21 protein-coding genes and 1 other RNA gene are annotated in these 19988 nt (G+C 61.0%); 7 read left to right on the forward strand and 15 right to left on the reverse strand.

Annotated elements, in window-relative coordinates:
* Positions 1-56 precede the first annotated feature (56 nt).
* The 7 genes from ACQRAJ_RS03680 to ACQRAJ_RS03710 form a co-directional block, all read right to left on the reverse strand.
* Positions 57-497, reverse strand: a complete 441-nt coding sequence (locus ACQRAJ_RS03680; protein WP_427747749.1) for a BadF/BadG/BcrA/BcrD ATPase family protein — start codon at positions 495-497, stop codon at positions 57-59.
* Between the two features lie 7 nt (positions 498-504).
* A complete protein-coding gene (locus ACQRAJ_RS03685) occupies positions 505-819 on the reverse strand; it encodes a 2-hydroxyacyl-CoA dehydratase (protein ID WP_427747750.1) in 315 nt (104 codons plus the stop codon).
* A 152-nt stretch (positions 820-971) separates the two neighbouring features.
* A complete protein-coding gene (locus tag ACQRAJ_RS03690; protein ID WP_427747751.1) occupies positions 972-2042 on the reverse strand; it encodes a sulfate/molybdate ABC transporter ATP-binding protein in 1071 nt (356 codons plus the stop codon).
* A gap of 3 nt (positions 2043-2045) precedes the next feature.
* Positions 2046-3527: a molybdate ABC transporter permease subunit gene (gene modB, locus ACQRAJ_RS03695; protein WP_427747752.1), complete on the reverse strand. Its 1482-nt coding sequence runs from the start codon at positions 3525-3527 to the stop codon at positions 2046-2048.
* Between the two features lie 115 nt (positions 3528-3642).
* Positions 3643-4515, reverse strand: coding sequence for a molybdate ABC transporter substrate-binding protein (gene modA, locus ACQRAJ_RS03700; RefSeq protein ID WP_427747753.1), 873 nt, complete (start codon positions 4513-4515; stop codon positions 3643-3645).
* A 205-nt stretch (positions 4516-4720) separates the two neighbouring features.
* Complete coding sequence (locus ACQRAJ_RS03705) at positions 4721-5200, reverse strand: MogA/MoaB family molybdenum cofactor biosynthesis protein (protein WP_427719679.1); 480 nt, start codon at positions 5198-5200, stop codon at positions 4721-4723.
* A gap of 10 nt (positions 5201-5210) precedes the next feature.
* Entirely contained in the window at positions 5211-6473 is a 1263-nt protein-coding gene (locus tag ACQRAJ_RS03710) for a molybdopterin molybdotransferase MoeA (protein ID WP_427747754.1), read from the reverse strand.
* A 210-nt stretch (positions 6474-6683) separates the two neighbouring features.
* Here ACQRAJ_RS03710 and ACQRAJ_RS03715 point away from each other — a divergent pair, with 210 nt between their 5' ends.
* Together ACQRAJ_RS03715 and ACQRAJ_RS03720 are read left to right on the forward strand one after the other, a co-directional pair.
* Positions 6684-8105, forward strand: a complete 1422-nt coding sequence (locus tag ACQRAJ_RS03715) for a chloride channel protein (RefSeq protein WP_427747755.1) — start codon at positions 6684-6686, stop codon at positions 8103-8105.
* A gap of 87 nt (positions 8106-8192) precedes the next feature.
* Positions 8193-9155: a diacylglycerol/lipid kinase family protein gene (locus ACQRAJ_RS03720; protein ID WP_427747756.1), complete on the forward strand. Its 963-nt coding sequence runs from the start codon at positions 8193-8195 to the stop codon at positions 9153-9155.
* Positions 9156-9242: 87 nt separating this feature from the next.
* On the opposite strand, the gene ACQRAJ_RS03725 is transcribed toward ACQRAJ_RS03720, so the two are convergent.
* The 4 genes from ACQRAJ_RS03725 to ACQRAJ_RS03740 all read right to left on the reverse strand — a co-directional run bounded on the left by ACQRAJ_RS03725 (position 9243) and on the right by ACQRAJ_RS03740 (position 12055).
* The gene (locus ACQRAJ_RS03725; RefSeq protein WP_427747757.1) at positions 9243-9623 is read right to left on the reverse strand and encodes a peptide chain release factor family protein; all 381 of its coding nucleotides are present in this window, start codon (positions 9621-9623) and stop codon (positions 9243-9245) included.
* Between the two features lie 83 nt (positions 9624-9706).
* On the reverse strand, positions 9707-10285 hold the full coding sequence (locus ACQRAJ_RS03730; RefSeq protein WP_427747758.1) for a xanthine phosphoribosyltransferase: 579 nt from the start codon (positions 10283-10285) through the stop codon (positions 9707-9709).
* Between the two features lie 58 nt (positions 10286-10343).
* A complete protein-coding gene (locus ACQRAJ_RS03735) occupies positions 10344-10532 on the reverse strand; it encodes a hypothetical protein (RefSeq protein ID WP_427747759.1) in 189 nt (62 codons plus the stop codon).
* 239 nt (positions 10533-10771) lie between these two features.
* On the reverse strand, positions 10772-12055 hold the full coding sequence (locus ACQRAJ_RS03740) for an O-acetylhomoserine aminocarboxypropyltransferase/cysteine synthase family protein (protein WP_427719685.1): 1284 nt from the start codon (positions 12053-12055) through the stop codon (positions 10772-10774).
* A 229-nt stretch (positions 12056-12284) separates the two neighbouring features.
* Between ACQRAJ_RS03740 and ACQRAJ_RS03745 the strand changes: the two genes are divergently transcribed.
* On the forward strand, positions 12285-12731 hold the full coding sequence (locus tag ACQRAJ_RS03745) for a C-GCAxxG-C-C family protein (RefSeq protein WP_427747760.1): 447 nt from the start codon (positions 12285-12287) through the stop codon (positions 12729-12731).
* A 67-nt stretch (positions 12732-12798) separates the two neighbouring features.
* On the opposite strand, the gene ACQRAJ_RS03750 is transcribed toward ACQRAJ_RS03745, so the two are convergent.
* The 3 genes from ACQRAJ_RS03750 to rpsA all read right to left on the reverse strand — a co-directional run bounded on the left by ACQRAJ_RS03750 (position 12799) and on the right by rpsA (position 15664).
* Positions 12799-13437, reverse strand: a complete 639-nt coding sequence (locus tag ACQRAJ_RS03750) for a YigZ family protein (RefSeq protein ID WP_427747761.1) — start codon at positions 13435-13437, stop codon at positions 12799-12801.
* Between the two features lie 355 nt (positions 13438-13792).
* An RNA gene (gene rnpB, locus ACQRAJ_RS03755) (RNase P RNA component class A) lies at positions 13793-14154 on the reverse strand.
* Positions 14155-14497: 343 nt separating this feature from the next.
* Entirely contained in the window at positions 14498-15664 is a 1167-nt protein-coding gene (gene rpsA, locus ACQRAJ_RS03760) for a 30S ribosomal protein S1 (RefSeq protein WP_154515317.1), read from the reverse strand.
* 313 nt (positions 15665-15977) lie between these two features.
* On the opposite strand from rpsA, the gene ACQRAJ_RS03765 reads away from it, so the two are divergent.
* Positions 15978-16736: an HAD family hydrolase gene (locus tag ACQRAJ_RS03765; RefSeq protein WP_427747762.1), complete on the forward strand. Its 759-nt coding sequence runs from the start codon at positions 15978-15980 to the stop codon at positions 16734-16736.
* An 87-nt stretch (positions 16737-16823) separates the two neighbouring features.
* Here the strand turns inward: ACQRAJ_RS03765 and ACQRAJ_RS03770 are convergent, their stop codons facing one another.
* Complete coding sequence (locus ACQRAJ_RS03770; RefSeq protein ID WP_118098410.1) at positions 16824-17213, reverse strand: hypothetical protein; 390 nt, start codon at positions 17211-17213, stop codon at positions 16824-16826.
* A gap of 298 nt (positions 17214-17511) precedes the next feature.
* On the opposite strand from ACQRAJ_RS03770, the gene trpS reads away from it, so the two are divergent.
* The 3 genes from trpS to ACQRAJ_RS03785 are packed head-to-tail and all read left to right on the forward strand — an operon-like array spanning position 17512 to position 19777.
* Positions 17512-18561 (forward strand): tryptophan--tRNA ligase, encoded by a 1050-nt coding sequence (gene trpS / locus ACQRAJ_RS03775; protein WP_427719689.1) that lies wholly within the window; start codon positions 17512-17514, stop codon positions 18559-18561.
* A 1-nt stretch (position 18562) separates the two neighbouring features.
* The gene (locus ACQRAJ_RS03780) at positions 18563-19393 is read left to right on the forward strand and encodes an HAD-IIB family hydrolase (RefSeq protein ID WP_427747763.1); all 831 of its coding nucleotides are present in this window, start codon (positions 18563-18565) and stop codon (positions 19391-19393) included.
* Positions 19394-19444: 51 nt separating this feature from the next.
* On the forward strand, positions 19445-19777 hold the full coding sequence (locus ACQRAJ_RS03785) for an MGMT family protein (RefSeq protein ID WP_427719691.1): 333 nt from the start codon (positions 19445-19447) through the stop codon (positions 19775-19777).
* The last annotated feature ends 211 nt before the right edge of the window (positions 19778-19988 follow it).

Genomic DNA, 19988 nt, shown 5'->3' on the forward strand with positions numbered 1-19988 from the left:
TCCTCCCAGTATACGCATGGCGGCGCCGAGAGCGGGCAATTTATCGCACCGGCCCCCTACGCGAGCGCCTGGGCTCGAATGGCCGCGCCGATGGCACCGGCAAAGCGGGCCTGGGGCGAGGTGGTGACCGGCGAGCCCACCAATGCGCCAAGACGCTCGACGACATAGGCATTTTCGCACAGACCACCGGTCAGATAGTACGGGGCGCCCGCGGCTTGCGAGGCCATGGTCGCCACACGCGACACGACGCTCTCGATCACACCGCGGGCAATGTTCTCGCGCGGCTCGCCGCGACCGATCAGACTAATGACCTCGCTCTCGGCAAACACCGTGCACATGCTGGATATCTTGGTGGGCTCGCCGGAACGCGCCAGGTCGGCAGCCACGTCATAGCCAGCCGCTGCCAGTGCCTCGCGCAGCCGCTCGGAAGCATCGACCGAGGAGAACCCGGTTGGCTGCACGCAGGTCCACGTCACCGAATCCACCCCATCGACCACAGCGGCCTTAGCCGCCGTAGAAGCCCTCGAGCTCCTCCTTGAGCAGGCGGCACTCCTCGTACCAGCCTTCACGCTCGTAGGCGCGGTCGCGACCCTGAGGAAGATGCAGAATGTGCGTACGCTTGAGCTCCCCCAGCAGCTCGTACATCTTCTTCTTGCCGTCGCAGGTGGTCTCGCCGATGATCATGTCGCTAAAGTACGTAAACGGGCACTTTTGCGAGTAGGCAAAGCCGTACGTCGACTTGATGAGCGGACACAGATTTGCCGGCAGCACCTTCTCGCCCTCGGGAATCACCTCGTCGGACGTACCGCACAGAGCCACGCTTGCAGCCCCCGCGGCATCGTCGTACGACAGCGTCGTGTGCCGTCGTTTAATAAATAATTATCTTAATTGATAAGAATTTGTCATCCCTCATTCGGCGAACGGCAAGACAAAGCCGCCGAGACTTATATCCCCGACGGCATTACCCGGCGCTATCGACAGACCAAATGAATCCTGCTCGCATCAAAATGCATGCGCAGCGTCTCGCCCGCTTGCGGCAGCCCGTCGACAGGTACGCTCACCTTGTTGACCTTCCACTGCAGACGCGTTGGCGCATCGACGCGCGGTACGTCCAGCAGCACCAGGCGCTCAAAGCGCGAATCGCTCACTCGGGCCACGTGCAAATCATAGCTGTTGCGGCCCCGCTCGGCACGGTTGTCCACATGGAAGTAACTTGCGCGAATGCCCAGGTACACCACATTATCGGGAACCTCGCGACCCACGTTAAAGGTCATGCCCCAGTCGAGGGCCTCAACTTCCTCGGGCCCGATCTTTCGTGCGCGGCTTGTGTTCTTGCAGCCCGTCAGGCGCAGCGCCGCCAGCGTCTGCGGACGGCGGACCACGTCCTCGACGGAGCCGATCTCCTCCACATGCCCGTTATGCATCACGCAGATGCGCTGGCAGAGGCGGCACGCTTCGTCAATGTCATGGCTCACGTAGAGCACGGTGCGGTTGCAGACATCGAACAAGTCGAGCATGTTCTGCTCGAGGGCGCTCTTAAGATAGGAATCAAGCGCGCTCATGGGCTCGTCGAACATAAAGATGCCCGGATGCGCCGCCACCATGCGGGCGAGCGCCACGCGTTGCTGCTGCCCGCCCGAAAGGCGCGCGGGGTAGCGGTCGGCAAAATCGGCCAGGCCGAAAATGCCCAGATAGCGCTCCGCCAACCTTTTGCGCGCCGCGGCGTCGCCCGCGTCCTTTACGCCGGCACATACGTTATCGGCCACCGTCATGTTGGGAAAGAGCTGATAGTTTTGGAACAGCAGGGCACATTTTCGCTCCTGGGGCGACAGGTTGATGCCCGCCGCCGAGTCAAAAAAGGTCACACCGTTGACGACGATCTTGCCCTCGTCGGGCGTCTCCACGCCGGCAATGCAGCGCAACGTACAGCTCTTGCCGCAGCCCGAGGCGCCCAGCAGCGCCACACGCTCCTCGCCGGCCTCAAGCTGCATGTCGAGTGTAAACCCGGGATAGTGCTTTTTGATATCCAGAACGAGCGACATGGCCTATCGACTTCCCTCCGAGACGGCGTCATCGCGCATGAGCTCGGCCAGCGCCTCGCGATCGATACGCAAGGCATCGCCGCCCGCCGGGTCGAGCGAATCGCCCTGTCCGGCGAGATCTTTGGCCTGCTTGCGCTCCGCACGGGAAAGGCCGCGCTCGCGGCACTTTTGCGAATGCGCCGTGTACATGTTGATGAACAGGATGACCAGGAAGCAGAACATGATCACGACGGCGACCCAAAAGAGGGCCACCGACGTGTTGCCGCCCATCCATTCAAAGTAAATGGCGATGGGAATGGTCTGCGTAATGCCGGCGTAGTTGCCCGCAAAGAACAGGGTGCAGCCAAACTCGCCCATCGCGCGGGCAAAGGCGAGCACCGTGCCGGCGGCGATGGAGGGCCAGCCGAGCGGCATCATGAGCTTGGCAAAGATGCGACGTTCGGACCATCCCAAGGTTCGCGCGGCGTCGAGCATCTGCGTGTCGAGGCTCTCGAAGGCACCGAGTGCCGTACGGTAGACCAGGGGAAACGACACCACCACGGCAGATATCACCGCCGCCGGCCACGTAAAGACAATCGAGATGCCGTGCGCGATGAGCCACTGGCCCGCCCCGGTCGAGCGGCCAAACAGCATGAGGAGCAAAAAGCCGCAGACCGTGGGCGGCAGCACCATAGGAATCGTAAAAACCGAATCGAGCAGGCCCTTGATGCGACTCGAGGTACCCATAGTCTTCCACGCGGCAAACAGGCCCAGCGCAAAGGAGATCAGCAGGGCAAGGCCGCTCGTTTTAATGGACACCCAAAACGGGCGATAGTCGATGTCGCCAAAGAAGGCTGCGGCGCGCTCCGCCAGCGACGGCGGCACCGTCGTCGACACGTCCGCATACCGCACGAGGGCGGCGTTATCGCTCCACAGGACGCCGTCACCCAAATCTAGCTCGGCATTCGCGGCGTCGGCGGCATTCACTACCGTGTAGTAATCGCCGTTGCCGCCCTTCACCTTAAACTGATAGCGGTAATCGCTCTGCACCAGCGCGTTATCCGAGGTAAAGACCCATTCGAGATTAGAGTCCTCCAGCAACGCCCCACCCATGGAGTGCGACTTGTCGAGCCCCACGAGCATCTTCTTGAGCGCCTTTTGGTCATCTGCCTTTGAGATATCGAGCCCCGCGTCTTTGGCGGCATGGGCGTCGAGCCAGACCACGATGCTCTCAGGCGTCGTCACCGTCACGAGGGTCGTCTTCTTGTAGATAGGAAAACGGTAGCCCTCGGGCTGACCCGCAAACGCACGGGCCGTGCCCTTGGCATTGCGCTCAAACGCGTTGAGGCCAAACCCGACGCCATCGATAAGCGCGGAATCTTCGGTCGCCTGGCGGCCATCGGCGGTGGTGAAGAGTGCCTCGGCCCGAGCAACCCCGGGCGGTGCGGTCAGCACGCACAGAACCGCAGCCAGCACGGCGAGCAGGCGAATCGTTTTCCTTGGCACGGGCGACTCCTCAAACACAGGGCAACGGCGCGCGGACACGCCGGTTCAATCAAAAGGGCGGGCGATCGCGAGAACGCCCGCCCTCAAGCATATCGTTATGCAGCGATGTTGCGAACTACGCGGAAAGCTCAAAGCCGTACTTAGCCCAAATCTTCTGGGCTTTCTTGTTGGTCAGGCAGAAGTCGATGAACGCCTTGGCCTCGTCGGCGTGCTCGGAGATATCGTCGACAGCGCCGGGATACACGATGGGCTTGTGCGAGTCCTCGGGGCACACGAAGGTCTCCTCGATGCCGTCGTAGCGGAAGATATCGGAGCTGTAGACAAAACCGGCCACGCAATCGCCCGTAGAGACGTAAGACGCAGCGGTGCCGACCTTGTCGGCCAGAGCCACCTTGTCGGCGAAATCGGGTGCATACTCGCCGTCGTCGCCCTCGGTGCCGGTGTAGAGGCCCACGGAGGCCAGGGCCTGGTTGGCGTACTTGCCAGCGGGAACGGTCTTGGCGTCGCCGATGGCGATCTTGCCGTCCAGGTTCGCGACGTCGGCGATGGCCTCGACCCTGGTGTCGGAGCCCTCGGCGCGAATGATCACGAGGTCGTTGACGAACATGTCCTCACGCGTGTCGGCGTCGACGAGCTCGGCGGCCTCGGCGTCATCCATGGTGCCCTTGGAGGCCGTGATGAGTACGTCGACGGCGGCACCGGCGCGCATCTGCTCGACAAGGTCGCCAGACGCCTTAAACTGCGTGTCGGCAAACGTGGTGCCGGTCTGGTCGGTATAGAGCTTCTGAACCTCGGGCAGGGCCTTCTCGAGCGAGTTGGCAGCAAAGACTTGCAGCTCGACAGCCTTCTTGGAAGATGCCTTAGCAAAACCGGCATCGGAGCCAGTCGGCCCAGACGTCTTGTTGCCGGAACAGCCGGCAAGGCCAAGGCCGGCAGCGGCGACAGCGGAAAGTGAAACGAACCCGCGGCGAGAAACCGTATCGAACATGTTCAACCCTTTCGAACGCTACGCCCGGGCACCCCGCCGCAAGCTTTATTCTGTTACTAGATTATACTTTTGCACGAATAGTGTTTGTGATAAATATTTCTCGTCTAATAATTTTCCTTTACCGATAACCACGAGACGGCCCGCACTGTCGCTGCATAAAAAAGGCGGAGCAGCCCGTAAGGTCACTCCGCCGCAGGTAATGCGCTTATTTGGCGTGCCCGCCCCCCGCCGTCATTTGAGCTGCGTGCTCCAGCTGGTCGCTCACAGCCTCCCAGCTTTCGCGGGCCGCTTTCGTTGATCCCGGAAAGTTGATGACAAGCGTATGCCCACGCTGCATGCACACGGCGCGCGAAAGCATAGCGCGGCGCGTCTTGGTCATGGAGTACGCACGGATTGCCTCTGCAATACCCGGTACATCGCGGTCGCAGACGGCACGCGTCGCCTCGGGCGTCACGTCACGCATCGAAAGGCCCGTGCCGCCGCAGGTAAGCACGACATTGGCGTGGTACTCATCGGCCGCTTCCACAATGGCATCACCGATCTCGCTGATGTCGTCGCGCACGACCACATGTGAGGCGACCGCCCAGCCCTGCGCCGCGATGAGTTCCTCGAGCGCAGCACCCGCCTCGTCCTGGGCAAGATCGCGCGTATCCGAGCACGTCACAATCGATATCTTCAGCTCCATAGCATTCCTCCTATAGCACCGTGCCCTCAGGCAAGTCGACACGCACGACATCCACGACGTCGCCCGCCTTGAGGTCACACGGGCCTTCGCCAATACGCAGCAGGCAGTTGGCCCGCTGCATCGTGCCGAGCAGCGCCGAATTCTGCGTCTTGGCCTCGGTCACCAACAGCTCACCGGTCTCGGGGTCGCGCAAAACCGTGGCACGATCGAAGAAGCGGCGATGCTGTCGCTTCTTCACGCCGTGTGTGAGCTTCGCCTGCTGCACGGGACGCACGCCCTCGGCAAAGCCGCGCATCTTGCGGATCGCCGGGCGGGCGAGCATCTCAAAGCCCACATACGCCGCCGCGGGATTGCCCGAAAGTCCCAAATATGGCTTGCCCCCAAGTAGGCCAAACGTGATGGCCTTGCCGGGACGCATCGAGATGCGGTCGAACAGCACCTCGCCCTCGCGCCGAACGAGCGCCGTCACATAGTCGTAATCACCCGCAGAGGCGCCACCACTCGTAATGACAAAATCGCACTCCTGCGCGGCGCGATGCACCAACTCGGCAATCGCCTGCTCATCATCGGGCGCAATGCCGTAGAACACGGGCTCGGCTCCTGCATCGAGCGCCTCGGCCATCAACGCCGACGAGTTGGAGTCGCGAATCTGCCCGCGCGCCGGCACGTCACTCGGTGCGACCAGTTCCGTCCCCAGCGAGATAATGCCCACGCGCGGCGCGGCATGCACCTTCACGCTCGCATACCCGGCGCTCGCCAGCAAGCCGGCGCCCGCCGGAGCCACAACCTCTCCAGCGTACATCACGACGTCGCCAGTATGCGCTTCCTCAGCAGCCGATCGAACGTTCTCCCCCACCTTGGCAGGCGCCGAGAATCTCACACGCGAACCCTCGTTGCCGTCACCGTCGAGCACATCGACGATCTCGTACTTCACCACGGCATCGGCACCTTCAGGTACCGGCGCGCCCGTCATGATACGAACCGTGTCGCCCGCGCCGATTGCGCCCTCAAAGACATGGCCCGCCGCCTCGTGCCCCACGACAGAAAGCGTCACGGGCGCATCGGTGGACGCTTTGGCGAGGTCGACGGCGCGCACGGCATATCCGTCCATAGCGCTGTTGGCAAACGGCGAAATGTCGATATCGGCCACCGCGTCCTCGGCCAAGGGAAGACCGGCGGCCTGCCACACGGGAATCTCGACGAAATCGGTCGGAGCAACGTGCGACAGAACAATCGACTGCGCGTCCTCCAGCGGAATGAGTTTCTCTGCCATATGCACCTCTTAATGCCACAGCGCACAACGGGGGCGCCAATTCTTTATGCTTGTCTCAGTATAATCCCCTGCCGCACGACGGCGAAACGACCCACGTTCTCGAATACATCTGTCGGCCGCAAGCCGCGAAACAGAACCGAAACCAACCTGCCGGTTTGTCACGTTTGGCACGTTCTATAATGCTCGTGTTGCAACCTAAAAGAGGAACGTATGGCTTTTACCGACAAACCCGAAAGCGCAAACGAGGCGCAGGATCATTCCCAGCCGCTCGACGACGACGGCTTTTTCTCCCTGAACGACGTCATCATGGCAGGCAGGCAACAGCTCACCCGCTCCGAGCATCTCTTGGCTGCCGACACGCGCCGCAATGCCCACAACCTACTCGCGAGCGCTAAGTTGCTCGTACTCGTCGTCATCGTCTCGCTCGCCATGGGCGTTGCCGCTTGGGCGTTTTTGGCCTCGTTGAATATCGCGACCGACTATCGCGAGCACCATACGTGGATTTACGCGCTGCTTCCCGTTGTGGGCGTTGCCACCGCATGGGCGTACAAAAACCACGGTCTTGCCGCCAAACGCGGTAACAACCTGGTCATCGACTCCGCTCTGGGCACACGCCTCATCCATAAGCGCATGGCCGTCCTCACCTTCGTCTGCTCCACGCTCACGCACCTAACGGGCGGATCGGCCGGTCGCGAGGGAGCCGCGGTGCAGATTGGCGGCACCATCGCCAGCAACATCTCAAGCCTCGCCCACCTCAAAAAGCATGACCACCACGACCTCATGCTCGCCGGCATCTCGTCGGCCTTTGGCGCCGTATTCGGTTCGCCCCTTGCCGGAGCTTTCTTTGGCATGGAGATGTGCTTTATCGGCAAGATCGACTACACCGCAGGGATCTACTGCCTGGTCGCCTCGTTTACCGGCTACTTTACATCACTCGCCCTGGGTACCGAGTACGAAGCGAATGCCATCGCCAGCGTTCCCGCCATGACGCCCAAAACGGTCGTTATCGTTGTTATCAGCGCCATTATCTTCGGTCTGACGGCACGCCTCTTTGCCTGGTCGGTTCGAACCGTCAAGAGCCTGTACGGTCGCTTTATCACCAATTACCTCGTTCGCGCACTTATAGGCGCACTCGTGGTTTTGGCTGTCTATGTTCTCCTCGACGCCTGGGACTACGCCGGCCTTTCCACGTGGCTTTCGGGCGCCGGGTTTGCCGGCAACACCACCCTCGCCGACGCCGCCATCAAGCTCGTCGTAACGGCACTCACCCTGGGTGCCGGTTTCCAAGGCGGCGAGGTCACGCCCCTGTTTGGCATCGGTGCGGCACTCGGTGGCTGGATCGGTTGCCTTACCGGGCTCGACCCCAGCTTTCTGGCGGCTCTCGGCATGCTCGGCGTGTTCTGTGCCGGCCTTAACGTGCCCATCACCACCTGCATGATGGCCATCGACCTGTTCCACGGCACGGCCGCCGGGTTCTTTGTCATCGTGGCCTTTCTCAGCTATCTCGCCGGCGGACACCGCGGCGTGTACCCTGCCCAGCGCATCATCTCACCCAAGCGCCGTTCGCTTATAGTGGATGAGGGCGGTACGGTAGCGGATGCTATCGAGCGCCATAACGACCTGATAGAGTAGACGTAAGTATTCGCCGTGCAGCCACAATCGGGGGGCAATTCGACCCGAGCGCGACCGCACCGTCACGCCATACGCCGGGAGTCGCCCATGCACGCAACTGAATTTGGTCGAACGCTCATCATCGCCAACCCAGCCGCCCAATCGGGTGCGGCGCGCGAAGTTGCCGAGCGCCTGCAACGCTTTTTGGACATGACTGCACGCGCATCCCAGTTTGACCTGGTATTGACCGAGCGTATGGGGCACGCCAAGGAGCTGGCCGCACAGGCTCAGGGCTATCGCACCGTTATCGCCCTTGGCGGCGACGGCGTGATCCACGAGGTCGTCAACGGGCTTATGGCACAAAAGGAGGACCCCCGCCCCGCTCTTGCCATCCTACCCGTGGGTTCCGGCAACGATTTTGCCCAAACGCTCGGTATAGAAGATTTCTCCGGCAAGGATTTTGGCGCGCTGCTCACCTGCGAGCTGCAGCGTCAGGACATCGGTCGCATTCGCTCCTGGAACCCCGCAAGCGGTAGCGGCGAGGCTTGCGTTGAGTACTACGACCAGACGCTCTCCGTCGGTATTGACGCCGCCATCGGCCTAGGCACCACCGAGCTGCGCAAAAAGACGGGCCTCACCGGCGCTCCGCTCTACACCCTCTCGGGACTTGAACAGTTTGGCCTGCGCTATCGCAACTACCCCATGACAGTCAGCTTTGACGGCGCGCCCGCCGAGCGCGTGAGGGCGATCATCATGGCGATTCAGCTGGGCCCCACCTATGGCTCGGGCTATCGTATCTGTCCCGACGCCGACCCGTGTGACGGCATGCTCGACGTTTGCTACGCCTGCGGCCCCGTTCCGCGCGCGGTCGCGCTTCCCATGTTTCTTTCGGCCAAGGACGGCCACCATACCAAGTTGCCGCCGGTTTGCATACGCCGCTGCCGCCATGCCGAGCTCACCTTTGAGGAGCCCGACTACCCCATTCAGGCCGACGGCGAACCTGTTATCGCCTCGCGCATCGAAGTCGACATCCTACCCGGCGCCCTCCAAGTCTGGAGCCCAACCCGCTAACCACCCCTAAGTTGGGGTGAAATAGGGACTGTTTATGCAGGTAAAGCCGCAAAACAGCCCCTATTTCACTGCAACTTATCGAGAAGATCACTCCTCCCCGCCCGGCTTGCGGCGGTTGGCCTTTTTAATGGCGTTGAAGTGCTTGTCATTAAGTCTGCGCTGGCGAGAGCGCTGAGGCACCTTGGTCTTTACGCGTCGACGCGGTGGACGCCCGCGACGCTCAAGCTCAGCGCGCAGCTTACGCAAACAGCAGCTACGATTTTGGAACTGGCTGCGACTCTCGCGCGCCGTCACGGTAATCCCCGTAGGGATATGTTTCATGCGCACCGCCGAGTCCGTCGTGTTCACGCCTTGCCCGCCCGGACCCGTCGCGCGAAACACCTGCACCTCGCAATCGCGCGCCAGCTCCTCGACCGACATCTCGACATAGCGCGCATACTCACGCCATCCCATCTTGTTCTCATCCATATCAACACCTCCCCTCATACAAAAAATGTGACAAAGGGACAGTCCCTTTGTCACATCGCATACCAATCGCTTGTGTTGCGAGCCTAGGCGAAGGTGATCTCGCCGTTCTCGCAGTCCATATCGGCGATACGGGCCAGGCTCTCAACACGGAAGCCGCGCTCGCGGAGCTTATCGCCACCGCCCTGGAAGCCCTTCTCCACCGCAATGCCAATGCCGGACACCTCGGCACCCGCAGCCTCGCAGATCTTGATAAGACCCTCGAGCGCGCATCCGTTGGCCAGGAAGTCGTCGATAATCAGGACCTTGTCGCCCTCGGACAGGAAGCGCTTGCCAACGATGACCGGGTACTCCTTCTGCTTGGTAAAGGAATAGATAGTCGTGGCATACTGCTCGCCGTCGAGGTTGATGGACTGCGCCTTCTTGGCAAAGACCACCGGCACGCCGCCAAAATGCTGGGCTGCGATGCAGGCCATTCCAATGCCCGAAGCCTCGATCGTAAGGATCTTGTTAATCTCGGCATCCTCGAACAGACGGGCCCACTCGGCGCCCATGTGGTCAAACAGTTCAACGTCGCACTGATGGTTGAGGAAAGCATCAACCTTAAGGACATTACCAGCCTTTACGATGCCGTCATGGCGAATACGGTCCTCAAGCTCCTGCATGGCGCAACCCCTTCTCGCGGCAACGATACCGCGCGATTAATAAACGTTGCTCGATAGTCTACCACGGACCGACCCCCGCCCGCCCCACAAGCCGCATCGCACCACAAAGCCGCATCGCCGCACAAGCCGCAAGCAGATACACCGAGCTTACCAGCTGAATGCGATCGAGGCCCACGCCCAGCACCTTTTGCATCACGGGCAGCGCCACGGTCACGACGGTCGAATCCAGACACACCATAAACGTCATGATGAGCACCGTAAACAGAATCGCCCATTTGTTCTTGCCATGGGTGTCCCCCTCAACAGCTATGTGTTCGTGGCGCAGTTGCTCTGCGGTTTCTCCATATCCATCCTTTCGAGTGGCGCAACACAAAAACGGGGCCCCAATCGCCTGCAAACAGTCGCGATTGGGGCCCCGCCTACGGTATCGGAGCTAAAGGTCGCCGAAGCTTTCTGCCGGCATCGGCGCCTTGCACGAACGCTAGCCTAGCACTGCTCGAGCGCCTGCTCAAGGTCGGCAATCAGATCGGCCGTGTCCTCGAGGCCGCACGACAGGCGCACCATGTCGGCGGAGATGCCACAGGCGATAAGCTCCTCATCGTTCATCTGGCGGTGCGTGGCGTTAGCGGGGTGCAGGCAGCAAGTGCGGGCGTCGGCCACATGCGTGGCGATCTGAGCGAGCTTGAGGCTCTTCATAAAGGTCTCGGCCGCCGCGCGACCACCGTTAAAGCCAAAGCTCACAACGCCGCAGGTACCGTTGGGCATGTACTTTTGAGCTAGGTCATAGTACTTGTCGCCCTCCAGACCCGGATAGCTCACGAAGCGCACCTTGGGATGGCTCTGCAGGAACTTGGCAACAGCCAGGCCGTTCTCGCAATGACGCGGCATGCGCACATGCAGGCTCTCGAGCGAGCTGTTCAGGAAAAACGCCGCCTGCGGGTTCTGCATGGGGCCGAGGTCGCGCATGAGCTGAGCGGTTGCCTTGGTAATGAAGGCGCCCTCGCGACCGAACTTCTCGGCATAGGTCACGCCGTGGTAGCTCTCATCGGGCGTGGTGAGACCCGGGAACTTGTCCGCATGGGCCATCCAATCAAACTGGCCGTGGTCGACGATCACGCCGCCCAGGCAGGCCCCATGTCCATCCATGTACTTGGTGGTGGAGTGCGTAACGATATCGGCGCCCCACTCAAAGGGACGGCACATCACGGGCGTCGGGAAGGTGTTGTCGACCATCAGCGGCACGCCGTGGTCATGCGCGGCCTTGGCAAAGCGCTCAATATCGAGCACGGCAAGGGCGGGGTTGGCGATCGTCTCGCCAAAGACGAGCTTGGTATTGGGCTCAAAGGCTGCCTCGAGCTCCTCATCGGTGCAATCGGGGGCAACGAACGTGCAGGTAACGCCCATACGACCCATGGTATGGGCAAGCAGGTTGTAGGTACCGCCGTAGATGGCCGAGCTTGCGACCACATGATCGCCGGCGCCGGCCACGTTAAAGATCGCGAGGAAGTTCGCAGCCATGCCCGAGCTCGTGAGCATCGCAGCGGTGCCGCCCTCCATCTCGCAGATCTTGGCGGCAACCAGATCGCACGTAGGGTTCTGCAGACGGCTGTAGAAATAACCAGACTCCTCCAGGTCAAACAGCTTGCCCATGTGCTCCGACGTGTCGTACTTCCACGTGGTGGACTGGTAGATGGGCACCTGGCGCGGCTCCGCGTCTCCCGGGTGATAGCCGCCCTGAACACATGTCGTACCGATGGTCTGCTCGCTCATATCTAGCTCCCTTGCCTGGGTTACATTTTTATCCGGTTCACGATACCGCTACCCCGCACCCCTCTCAACCCATCCCCAAGGTAGGTTATGGGACAAATCAACCGGGGCATTTATCGCAGATCTTGGCATTTATTCGATAGATAAAAATGAGGCATACATGAGGCTTTCGATGAACAAATGCATCGGCAAGGGTACCATAGGCGAGTACACCGTTACCGAGGAGACAACGATGAAGCAAATCGATACTGCCCAGCTCGACATCACCGCCTGTCAGGCTCAGGCTGCCGAATACCACGCCCGTGGCTTTAACTGCGCACAGGCCGTCGCCTGCACGCTCGCACCCTCCGTCGGGCTCGACCCCCAGACCGCCTTTATCCTCACCGAGGGCTTTGGCGCCGGCATGGGCGGCATGACCGAGACCTGCGGCGCTATCTCGGGCGCCGTGGCCATCATGGGCTTTGTAATGAGCGACGGCATGGATAACCCCAAGACCAAGGGCCAGACTTACAAGCTGTCGCGCGAAATCGCCAAGCGTTTTAAAACGAAAAACACGACGACCGTCTGCGGCACGCTCAAGGGCATCGGATCGGACAATGGTCCGCTCCGCAGCTGCCCCGGCTGCATCGACGACGCCATCGAGATCGCCTGCGATGTGCTAAAGCAGTTCGCCGAGTAAACGGCGGCAACAGAAAACGACGGCCGGCGTGCTTGGGATTCATCCAAAAGCACGCCGGCCGTCGCCGTTAGAACTCGGCAAATTTGGGAGCGCCGACCTCAAGCTCCTCGCGCCCCGCCATAAGCTCGCGCATCTTAGCGCAAAACGGCTCCTGCTCCCCCGCCTTAAACACCAAATGAATCGTCACGGCATCCGCGTAATCGGTATCCGAAACCTTGGCACCCGAATCCTGCGCCAAACGAACCACCTGCTCATACTGCGGATAGGCCACGTGCACGTCAACAGGCACGACGCTCGTCATCTCAACGACCTGCCCTGCCTCCTGAGCAGCTGCCACCGCCGCCTGCGTCGCCGCGGTATAGGCGCGCACCAAGCCACCGGGCCCCAACAGCGTGCCGCCAAAATAGCGCGTCACCACGCAGCAAACATTTTTGAGTCCAGCGCCGCGCAACACCTCGAGCGTCGGCATGCCGCTCGTGCGGCTCGGCTCACCGTCATCACTCTGACGCTCGCGTCCATCGACCAAAATCCATGCAGGAACATTGTGTCGAGCGTCGTAATGACGCTTGCGAACCATCTCGATGAAGGCATTCGCCTCATCCTCGGATTCAATATGGACCAGCTGGGCAATAAACCGGCTCTTGCGATCCACAAACTCGCCAGAAGCCTCAATATTCGATCGCAGAGTAAAATAGCTGTCCAACAAAGCCCCTCAACAAAACTAAGCGCGGCAACAAACAGCCTCAATAATACGGCAAAGACAGCACCGTTGTCCTCGCCAACAAGAGCGAAAACGCCAATGATGCCGTCACCAACAGCGAGAACCCGTCAGCGCGAGCAAGGTGCCTTGAAAGACGAGATTGCAACAGAAATGAGGCTGCCGATGACCAGGCAAAAACAGCGAGATGCCAAGAACGGAACCGCCGATGATTCCGTCAACGAAAGCGAGAACCCGTCAGCGCGAGCAAGGTGCCTTGAAAGACGAGGGCATTGACCTTATGGTCATGCCCGAAGGCTTGAAAGGCAGATTGTCGCGCTGACGGGTTCGCAGCGTCAACAAAGTGCCGAGTGGGCCTATAAGCCGGGTTCTGTCGTGAACGGTCATTTATCTTGTCTGCACGTTACCGTGCAGCTCCACGCACGCTACCCGAACGCGGACCGGGCCGGCCCATAGCGTTCCTATTCGCGCTTGCTCCGGATGGGGCTTGCCAAGCCGCCGTGTTGCCACGACGCTGGTGGTCTCTTACACCACCGTTTCAGCTTTTCCCTTTACGCCTTGCGGCGCAGGTGGGAGTCTTCTTTTCTGCGGCGCTTTCCGTCGGATCACTCCGCCCGGCCGTTAGCCGGCATCCCGCCCTCTGGAGCCCGGACTTTCCTCACGCGTGCCGCAAGCAGCACATCGCGCGACCGTCTGGCCCACTCAGCAGTGCAAGAGTGTAACACACCGTTGCCGCAGGCAAAGGCACAACACAAGCGTTCGACACGATATACCAAGAACCATGCCATGCAGTACAATAGGGTTGTCGATGGGCAACGTCGCCAGTCGAGACGCGACCGCGCTCCGCACCCCTCCGTCTACTCGGTGCGTTCCCGCCTCCTCCCCGAGGCGGGATGTCGGCATTTTCATGCACCGACAACCCAATAGCCCCCGTGAACAGCCCGGACAGCGTTGCGCACGAGTAGCATTGCGCACCTCACCGGCAAACGCAAAAAGGGACCCGTCCATTGCGGACGGATCCCTTAAAGCAAGTGATCGTCAAACCGATTTACTCGGCGTCGGTCTCCTCGTCCTTCTTCTCGGAAGGCAGCGGGGTAACCTCGATCTCGACGCCCAGAGTCTCAGCAGCGGACTTCATAGACAGGGAGATACGACGACGGTCGAGGTCGATCTCCATGACCTTGACCTGAACCTTGTCGCCCACGTGGGTGACCTGAGAAGGCTGGTCGACGTGCTTGTTGGCCATCTCGGAGATGTGCACCAGGCCCTCGATGCCCTCGCCCAGATCGACGAAAGCGCCAAACGGGACAAGCTTGGTCACAGTGCCCTCGACGATAGCGCCGACGGGGTACTTCTTGACCAGTGCGCGCCACGGATCCTCGGTGGTCTGCTTGAGACCCAGGGAGATGCGCTCGCGGTTGAGATCGACGTCGAGAACCTCGACCTCGACCTCCTGGCCGACCTTGACAACCTCGGAAGGATGGTTGACGTGGTTCCAGGAGAGCTCGGAGATGTGGATGAGACCGTCGATACCGCCGAGGTCGACGAAGGCGCCGAAGTCGACGATGGAGGAAACGGTGCCCTGGAGACGCATGCCAGACTTGAGCTTGGACAGGATCTCGGAACGCTCGGCCTTACGGGACTCCTCAAGCACGACGCGACGGGAGAGAACGACGTTGTTGCGGTTGCGGTCCATCTCGATGACGCGGGCCTCGATGCGGGTGCCCATGTAGGAGGTGAGGTCCTTGACGCGACGGAGGTCGACGAGGGAAGCGGGCAGGAAGCCACGCAGGCCGATGTCGAGGATCAGGCCGCCCTTGACAACCTCGATAACCTCGCCCTCGACGTTCTCGCCGGAGTTGAACTTCTCCTCGATGCGGTTCCAAGCACGCTCGTACTCGGCACGCTTCTTGGAAAGGACCAGACGACCGTCCTTGTCCTCCTTCTGGAGAACCAGGGCCTCGATGGAATCACCGAGTGCAACGATGTCTGCAGGGTTAGCGTCCTTGCGGATGGACAGCTCGCGGACCGGGATAACGCCCTCGGACTTGAATCCGATGTCAACGAGCACCTCGTCATGCTCGATCTTAACGACAGTACCGTTAACGAGATCGCCCTCATCAAAGTCGGTAATCGTACCGTCGATGAGGTTGTTCATCTCCTCCTCGTTGACATCGTCAAGAGAGAAAATGGACGAGTTCTGAATCTCACTCAAAGGTGGACCCCTTTCGAACTACGGGGCCCCGATTGCTAGGACCTACAGAAGGGTGCGACAAGCACACAACGTTTAGGAACACTCGGGAGCCGACAGATACTAATGTGACGCTTATGCAATCACGTTCGTATAGGTTACGTGGAAATCACTTCGATTTCAAGCGTGAACTGCGATTTTTTACTCGTATGGAGACTTTTTCGCAATCTTGTGAACGACCGTCTCCATAAGTTGACGATAAGCAGTTGAGTATACGGCTTTGGGGTAAAGTATCCGGAGCCAACGTTCTAAACAATTTTTCGAGAAAGGTGCCCGCGTGCTCAAAGCAGTCGTTTTCGATATGGACGAGACGCTTCTCAGCATCAATCTCAACGCGTTTATCCTTCGCTATTTTAAGGATGTCTCGTCAATGCTCGCGGATATCGGACGATGCAGCCGCGGTGGCACGATGGCACGCCTCGGCACCATCCTGGTCGACCTCAACGCCAATCGCCGAAGCGGCACGGACAATCGCACCAATCTTGAGTTTTACCGCACCGAGGTCGAGCGCAGGTGCGGCATCTGCCTCTCGGACCCACTCATCTATGAGGCTTTTACCTACTATGAACGCGAAGTTCTCCCGTACAAGAATGACGATGCCATCAATGCCCACGCCATGCCGGGTGCACACGCCGCACTCCAGGCTGTACGGGACGCAGGACTGCGTTGCGCACTCTTTACCAACCCCAGCTTTCCCCAGGGGGCCATCGAATGCCGCATGGGTTGGGGTGACCTGGCCGACGCCCCCTTTGAGCTCGTGACGCACATGGGAAACGCCACCCGTTGCAAGCCCGATGCCACCTATTACCTGGAGCAGCTGCAGGCCATGGGGCTCGAACCGCACGAGGTCCTTATGGTGGGCAACGACCCCAAGCGCGACTTCCCCAGCCCCGACTGCGGCATTCAAACCGCCTATGTGGGCCAAGGAAAGCCCGGCCGAGCCACCTGGCGTGGAACCATGGAAGACTTCGCCCGCGACTTTAACGCCGTAGTAGAAGCCTTCTACGAGCACCAAATAGCCGACGAACTAAGCTAGTCCCCAAATCAGGAATGGGGCGCACATTTGCCCCACGCTTCGTTACGTGGGCAACGGCTTGAGGGCAAGATGCGATGCCCCAGTGTCCTAGGCCGTGATCATTTTGACGCGTTCGCCGATTTTGGCGTCGCGCTTGTCGGAAATAACAGTAAAGCCCTCCAGGTCGCACACCTTTACATTTGAAAACACGTGGAACTTGGAGCTATCGGCGAGTACGTAACTCGCTTGGGAATTCTGCATCACGATACGTTTTTTGATAGCCTCGGGATAACCTGGCGTCATGATGCCGCGGTCCTCGTCCACCGCGTTGACACCTATAAACGCCCGGTCAAAGTACAGCTCGCGCAGCGCGCTCTCAACCATAGGACCGGTGAGCGAGCAGGTAACGGGGTTGAAGTCGCCGCCAATTACCACCACCTTAGCAGCAAGCTCGCCCGTAAACCGACATGCATAGCCGTTGGTGGTGTAGATAGTCACCGGCTTGTCGACGAGCAGGCTCAGGAGCGCCGTCGCGGTGTTACCGGAGTCGACAGCGAGATGAGACCGTCACGCCCGAAGACCCCGCTTTCGCCGCCGAGGAACGCGCGGCGCACGTGGCCCATGAGGAGCGGCTCGAGCATATCGAGGGGCTCCTTCCCAAGAAGGGAAACGACCCTGCGGGACGACACGGCGAAAACCATCGTTGATTCCGGCAAGAGACGCCGTTTCTCTGGTACCTTCATCTTCAACCCAGACCGACAATGCCGGCCAGGCACTTAACCCAAAAGGACACAGCATGCCCAACGAGCTCAGCTATGAGGTCAGCCTCGAGCGCAGCAACCAGATCCGCGCCGACCTGCCGCAGCACCCCGAGAAGTACACCATGCTCACCGGCGACCGCCCCACCGGCCGTCTGCACCTGGGCCACTACTTCGGCACGCTCAAGAGCCGTGTCGAGCTGCAGAACATGGGCGTGCACACCAACGTGCTCATCGCCGACTACCAGGTCATCACCGACCGCGACAGCACCGATAACATCCAGGACAACGTCTACAACATGGTCATCGACTACCTGGCCTGCGGCCTGGACCCCGACAAGACGATGATCTACACGCACTCCGCCGTGCCCGCGGCAAACCAGCTTATGCTGCCGTTCTTGTCGCTCGTCTCCGAGGCCCTGCTGCAGCGCAACCCCACCGTCAAGGCCGAGATGGAGGCCAGCGGTCATGAGCTCACCGGCCTTTTGCTCACCTACCCCGTGCACCAGGCGTGCGACATCCTGTTCTGCAAGGGCAACGTGGTGCCGGTCGGGCGCGACCAGCTGCCGCACATCGAGCTCACCCGCACCATCGCACGCAAGTTCAACAACCGCTACGGCAAGGTGTTCCCCGAGGTCGACGCGCTGCTGTCCGATACGCCGCTGCTGCCCGGCCTTGACGGGCGCAAGATGAGCAAGTCCTACGGCAACGCCATCAACATCTCCATGACCGCCGAGGAGACGGCCAAGCGCATCAAGAAGAGCCAGACCGACGGCGAGCGCATGATCACGTTCGACCCCGAAGCCCGTCCCGGTGTGTCCGGCCTGCTCTCCACCGCCGCCATCTGCACCGGCCGCTCCGAGGTCGAGATCGCCGAGGAGATCGGCATGGGCGGCGCAGGCGCGCTCAAGAAGTACGTCACCGAGAGCGTGAACGAGCACTTCGCCCCCATCCGCGCGCGCCGCGAGGAGCTCGTGCAGGATATGGACTACGTCAAGGACGTCCTGCACGAGGGCAACCGCCGCGCTAACGAGGTCGCCGAGGCCACGCTCGCCGAGGTGCGCGAGGCCATGGGCATGGTGTACTAGCATGTACCGCCTTGTTGCAAGCGATATGGACGAGACCTTCCTCGACTCCAATCACGCCATCCCCGAGGCGAACATCCGCGCGCTCAAGCGCATGAAGGAGCTGGGGGTTCTGTTCGTCCCCTCAAGCGGGCGCTGGTACTCGTCCATCATGCACAATTTCGCGGCCGTCGATGCGTCGCTGCTCGAAGGCGGATACGTTCTGTCGTACAACGGCGGGTTTATCAACCGCGTGGGCGACCCCTGCCCGCTCACCACCTGCGGACTCTCGCGCGACTGTGCCGAGCAGCTCTATCAAAAGGGCCTTGAGCTGGGGCTTAGCATGCACATCAACGTCGCTGACGGACACGTCTTCGTGCCCGATGCGGACGACGACGAGCGTGCGTACCTCACCTCGATCAGCGGCGTGACGCATATCTCGAGCGCAGACCACCCCGACCTGTCCTTCCTGGATGGGCGCGACATCGTGAAGATCCTGTTTGTGAACAGGGACTTTGACGCGCTGCAGAAGCTCGGGGGCGATCTTGAGCCCCTGGCGCAGCGCCTTGGCGTCGAGATCACGTTCTCCTCGAAGCGCTACCTCGAGTTCATGCCCGCAGGCGTGAACAAGGGAGTCGGCCTGATGCGCCTGGCCGAGATGCTCGGTATCCCCATGAGCGAGGTCATCGCGGTGGGTGACTCCGCCAACGACCTCTCCATGATCCAGGCCGCCGGACTCGGCGTGGGCGTGGCGAACGTCACCGACGACGTGCGCCCCCACTGCGACGGCGCGCTCGAGACCACGGGCATGGACGGCGCGTTTGAGGAGCTTGTCGAGAGGTATTTGGAGGCGTAGCGCGTCCGCTGCTCGCGGGCGCGCCGATACCCGCGCACTGAAAGGTTTGTGATGGCTGATAGCAACCGCGAGGGCTTTTTCGGGAGCGTCTACGAGATGGTCGCACAGGTTCCCGCGGGCATGGTCGCCACCTACGGGCAGATCGCCAAGCTCGTCGGCGAGCCCAGGCGAGCCCGTTACGTGGGATATGCCCTGCACGTCAACCCTCAACCGGGCGTCATCCCCTGCCATCGCATCGTGTTTGCCGACGGCCGCCTCGCGGAGGGGTTCGCCTTCGGTGGGCCCGAGGCGCAGCGCACACTGCTCGAGGACGAAGGCGTTGCCTTCCTCGCCAACGGACATGTCGACCTGCAGGCCTCTCGCTGGCCAGCGGGCCTGGTATGACAAGGGGCGCCGACAGCGCCCCTTCCCGTTTTGGATCCTTGGCAGGCAACCCAATCAAACGGTCGCCTCGAGTGCGTCCCCCGCGCGGTCGAGTGTGCTTCTGACCTTGGCACCCTGTTTGAACCACGTGCGCAGGTCCTCGAGCGTGCTGCCCGCTTGCATACACCTTGATTTTGCGACCACCCCTCGTGGTCACCGTGCAGCGGTCGCC

It is taken from the genome of Collinsella sp. SGI.184, from assembly GCF_050313415.1.
Classification (GTDB): domain Bacteria; phylum Actinomycetota; class Coriobacteriia; order Coriobacteriales; family Coriobacteriaceae; genus Collinsella.

Coding starts and splice junctions, on each gene's coding strand:
- ACQRAJ_RS03690 (WP_427747751.1), bottom strand. CDS start 2,042: ATGTCGCTCGTTCTGGATATCAAAAAGCACTATCCCGGGTTTACACTC.
- modA (WP_427747753.1), bottom strand. CDS start 4,515: ATGTTCGATACGGTTTCTCGCCGCGGGTTCGTTTCACTTTCCGCTGTC.
- ACQRAJ_RS03705 (WP_427719679.1), bottom strand. CDS start 5,200: ATGGAGCTGAAGATATCGATTGTGACGTGCTCGGATACGCGCGATCTT.
- ACQRAJ_RS03710 (WP_427747754.1), bottom strand. CDS start 6,473: ATGGCAGAGAAACTCATTCCGCTGGAGGACGCGCAGTCGATTGTTCTG.
- ACQRAJ_RS03715 (WP_427747755.1), top strand. CDS start 6,684: ATGGCTTTTACCGACAAACCCGAAAGCGCAAACGAGGCGCAGGATCAT.
- ACQRAJ_RS03720 (WP_427747756.1), top strand. CDS start 8,193: ATGCACGCAACTGAATTTGGTCGAACGCTCATCATCGCCAACCCAGCC.
- ACQRAJ_RS03725 (WP_427747757.1), bottom strand. CDS start 9,623: ATGGATGAGAACAAGATGGGATGGCGTGAGTATGCGCGCTATGTCGAG.
- ACQRAJ_RS03730 (WP_427747758.1), bottom strand. CDS start 10,285: ATGCAGGAGCTTGAGGACCGTATTCGCCATGACGGCATCGTAAAGGCT.
- ACQRAJ_RS03735 (WP_427747759.1), bottom strand. CDS start 10,532: ATGACGTTTATGGTGTGTCTGGATTCGACCGTCGTGACCGTGGCGCTG.
- ACQRAJ_RS03740 (WP_427719685.1), bottom strand. CDS start 12,055: ATGAGCGAGCAGACCATCGGTACGACATGTGTTCAGGGCGGCTATCAC.
- ACQRAJ_RS03745 (WP_427747760.1), top strand. CDS start 12,285: ATGAAGCAAATCGATACTGCCCAGCTCGACATCACCGCCTGTCAGGCT.
- trpS (WP_427719689.1), top strand. CDS start 17,512: ATGCCCAACGAGCTCAGCTATGAGGTCAGCCTCGAGCGCAGCAACCAG.
- ACQRAJ_RS03780 (WP_427747763.1), top strand. CDS start 18,563: ATGTACCGCCTTGTTGCAAGCGATATGGACGAGACCTTCCTCGACTCC.
- ACQRAJ_RS03785 (WP_427719691.1), top strand. CDS start 19,445: ATGGCTGATAGCAACCGCGAGGGCTTTTTCGGGAGCGTCTACGAGATG.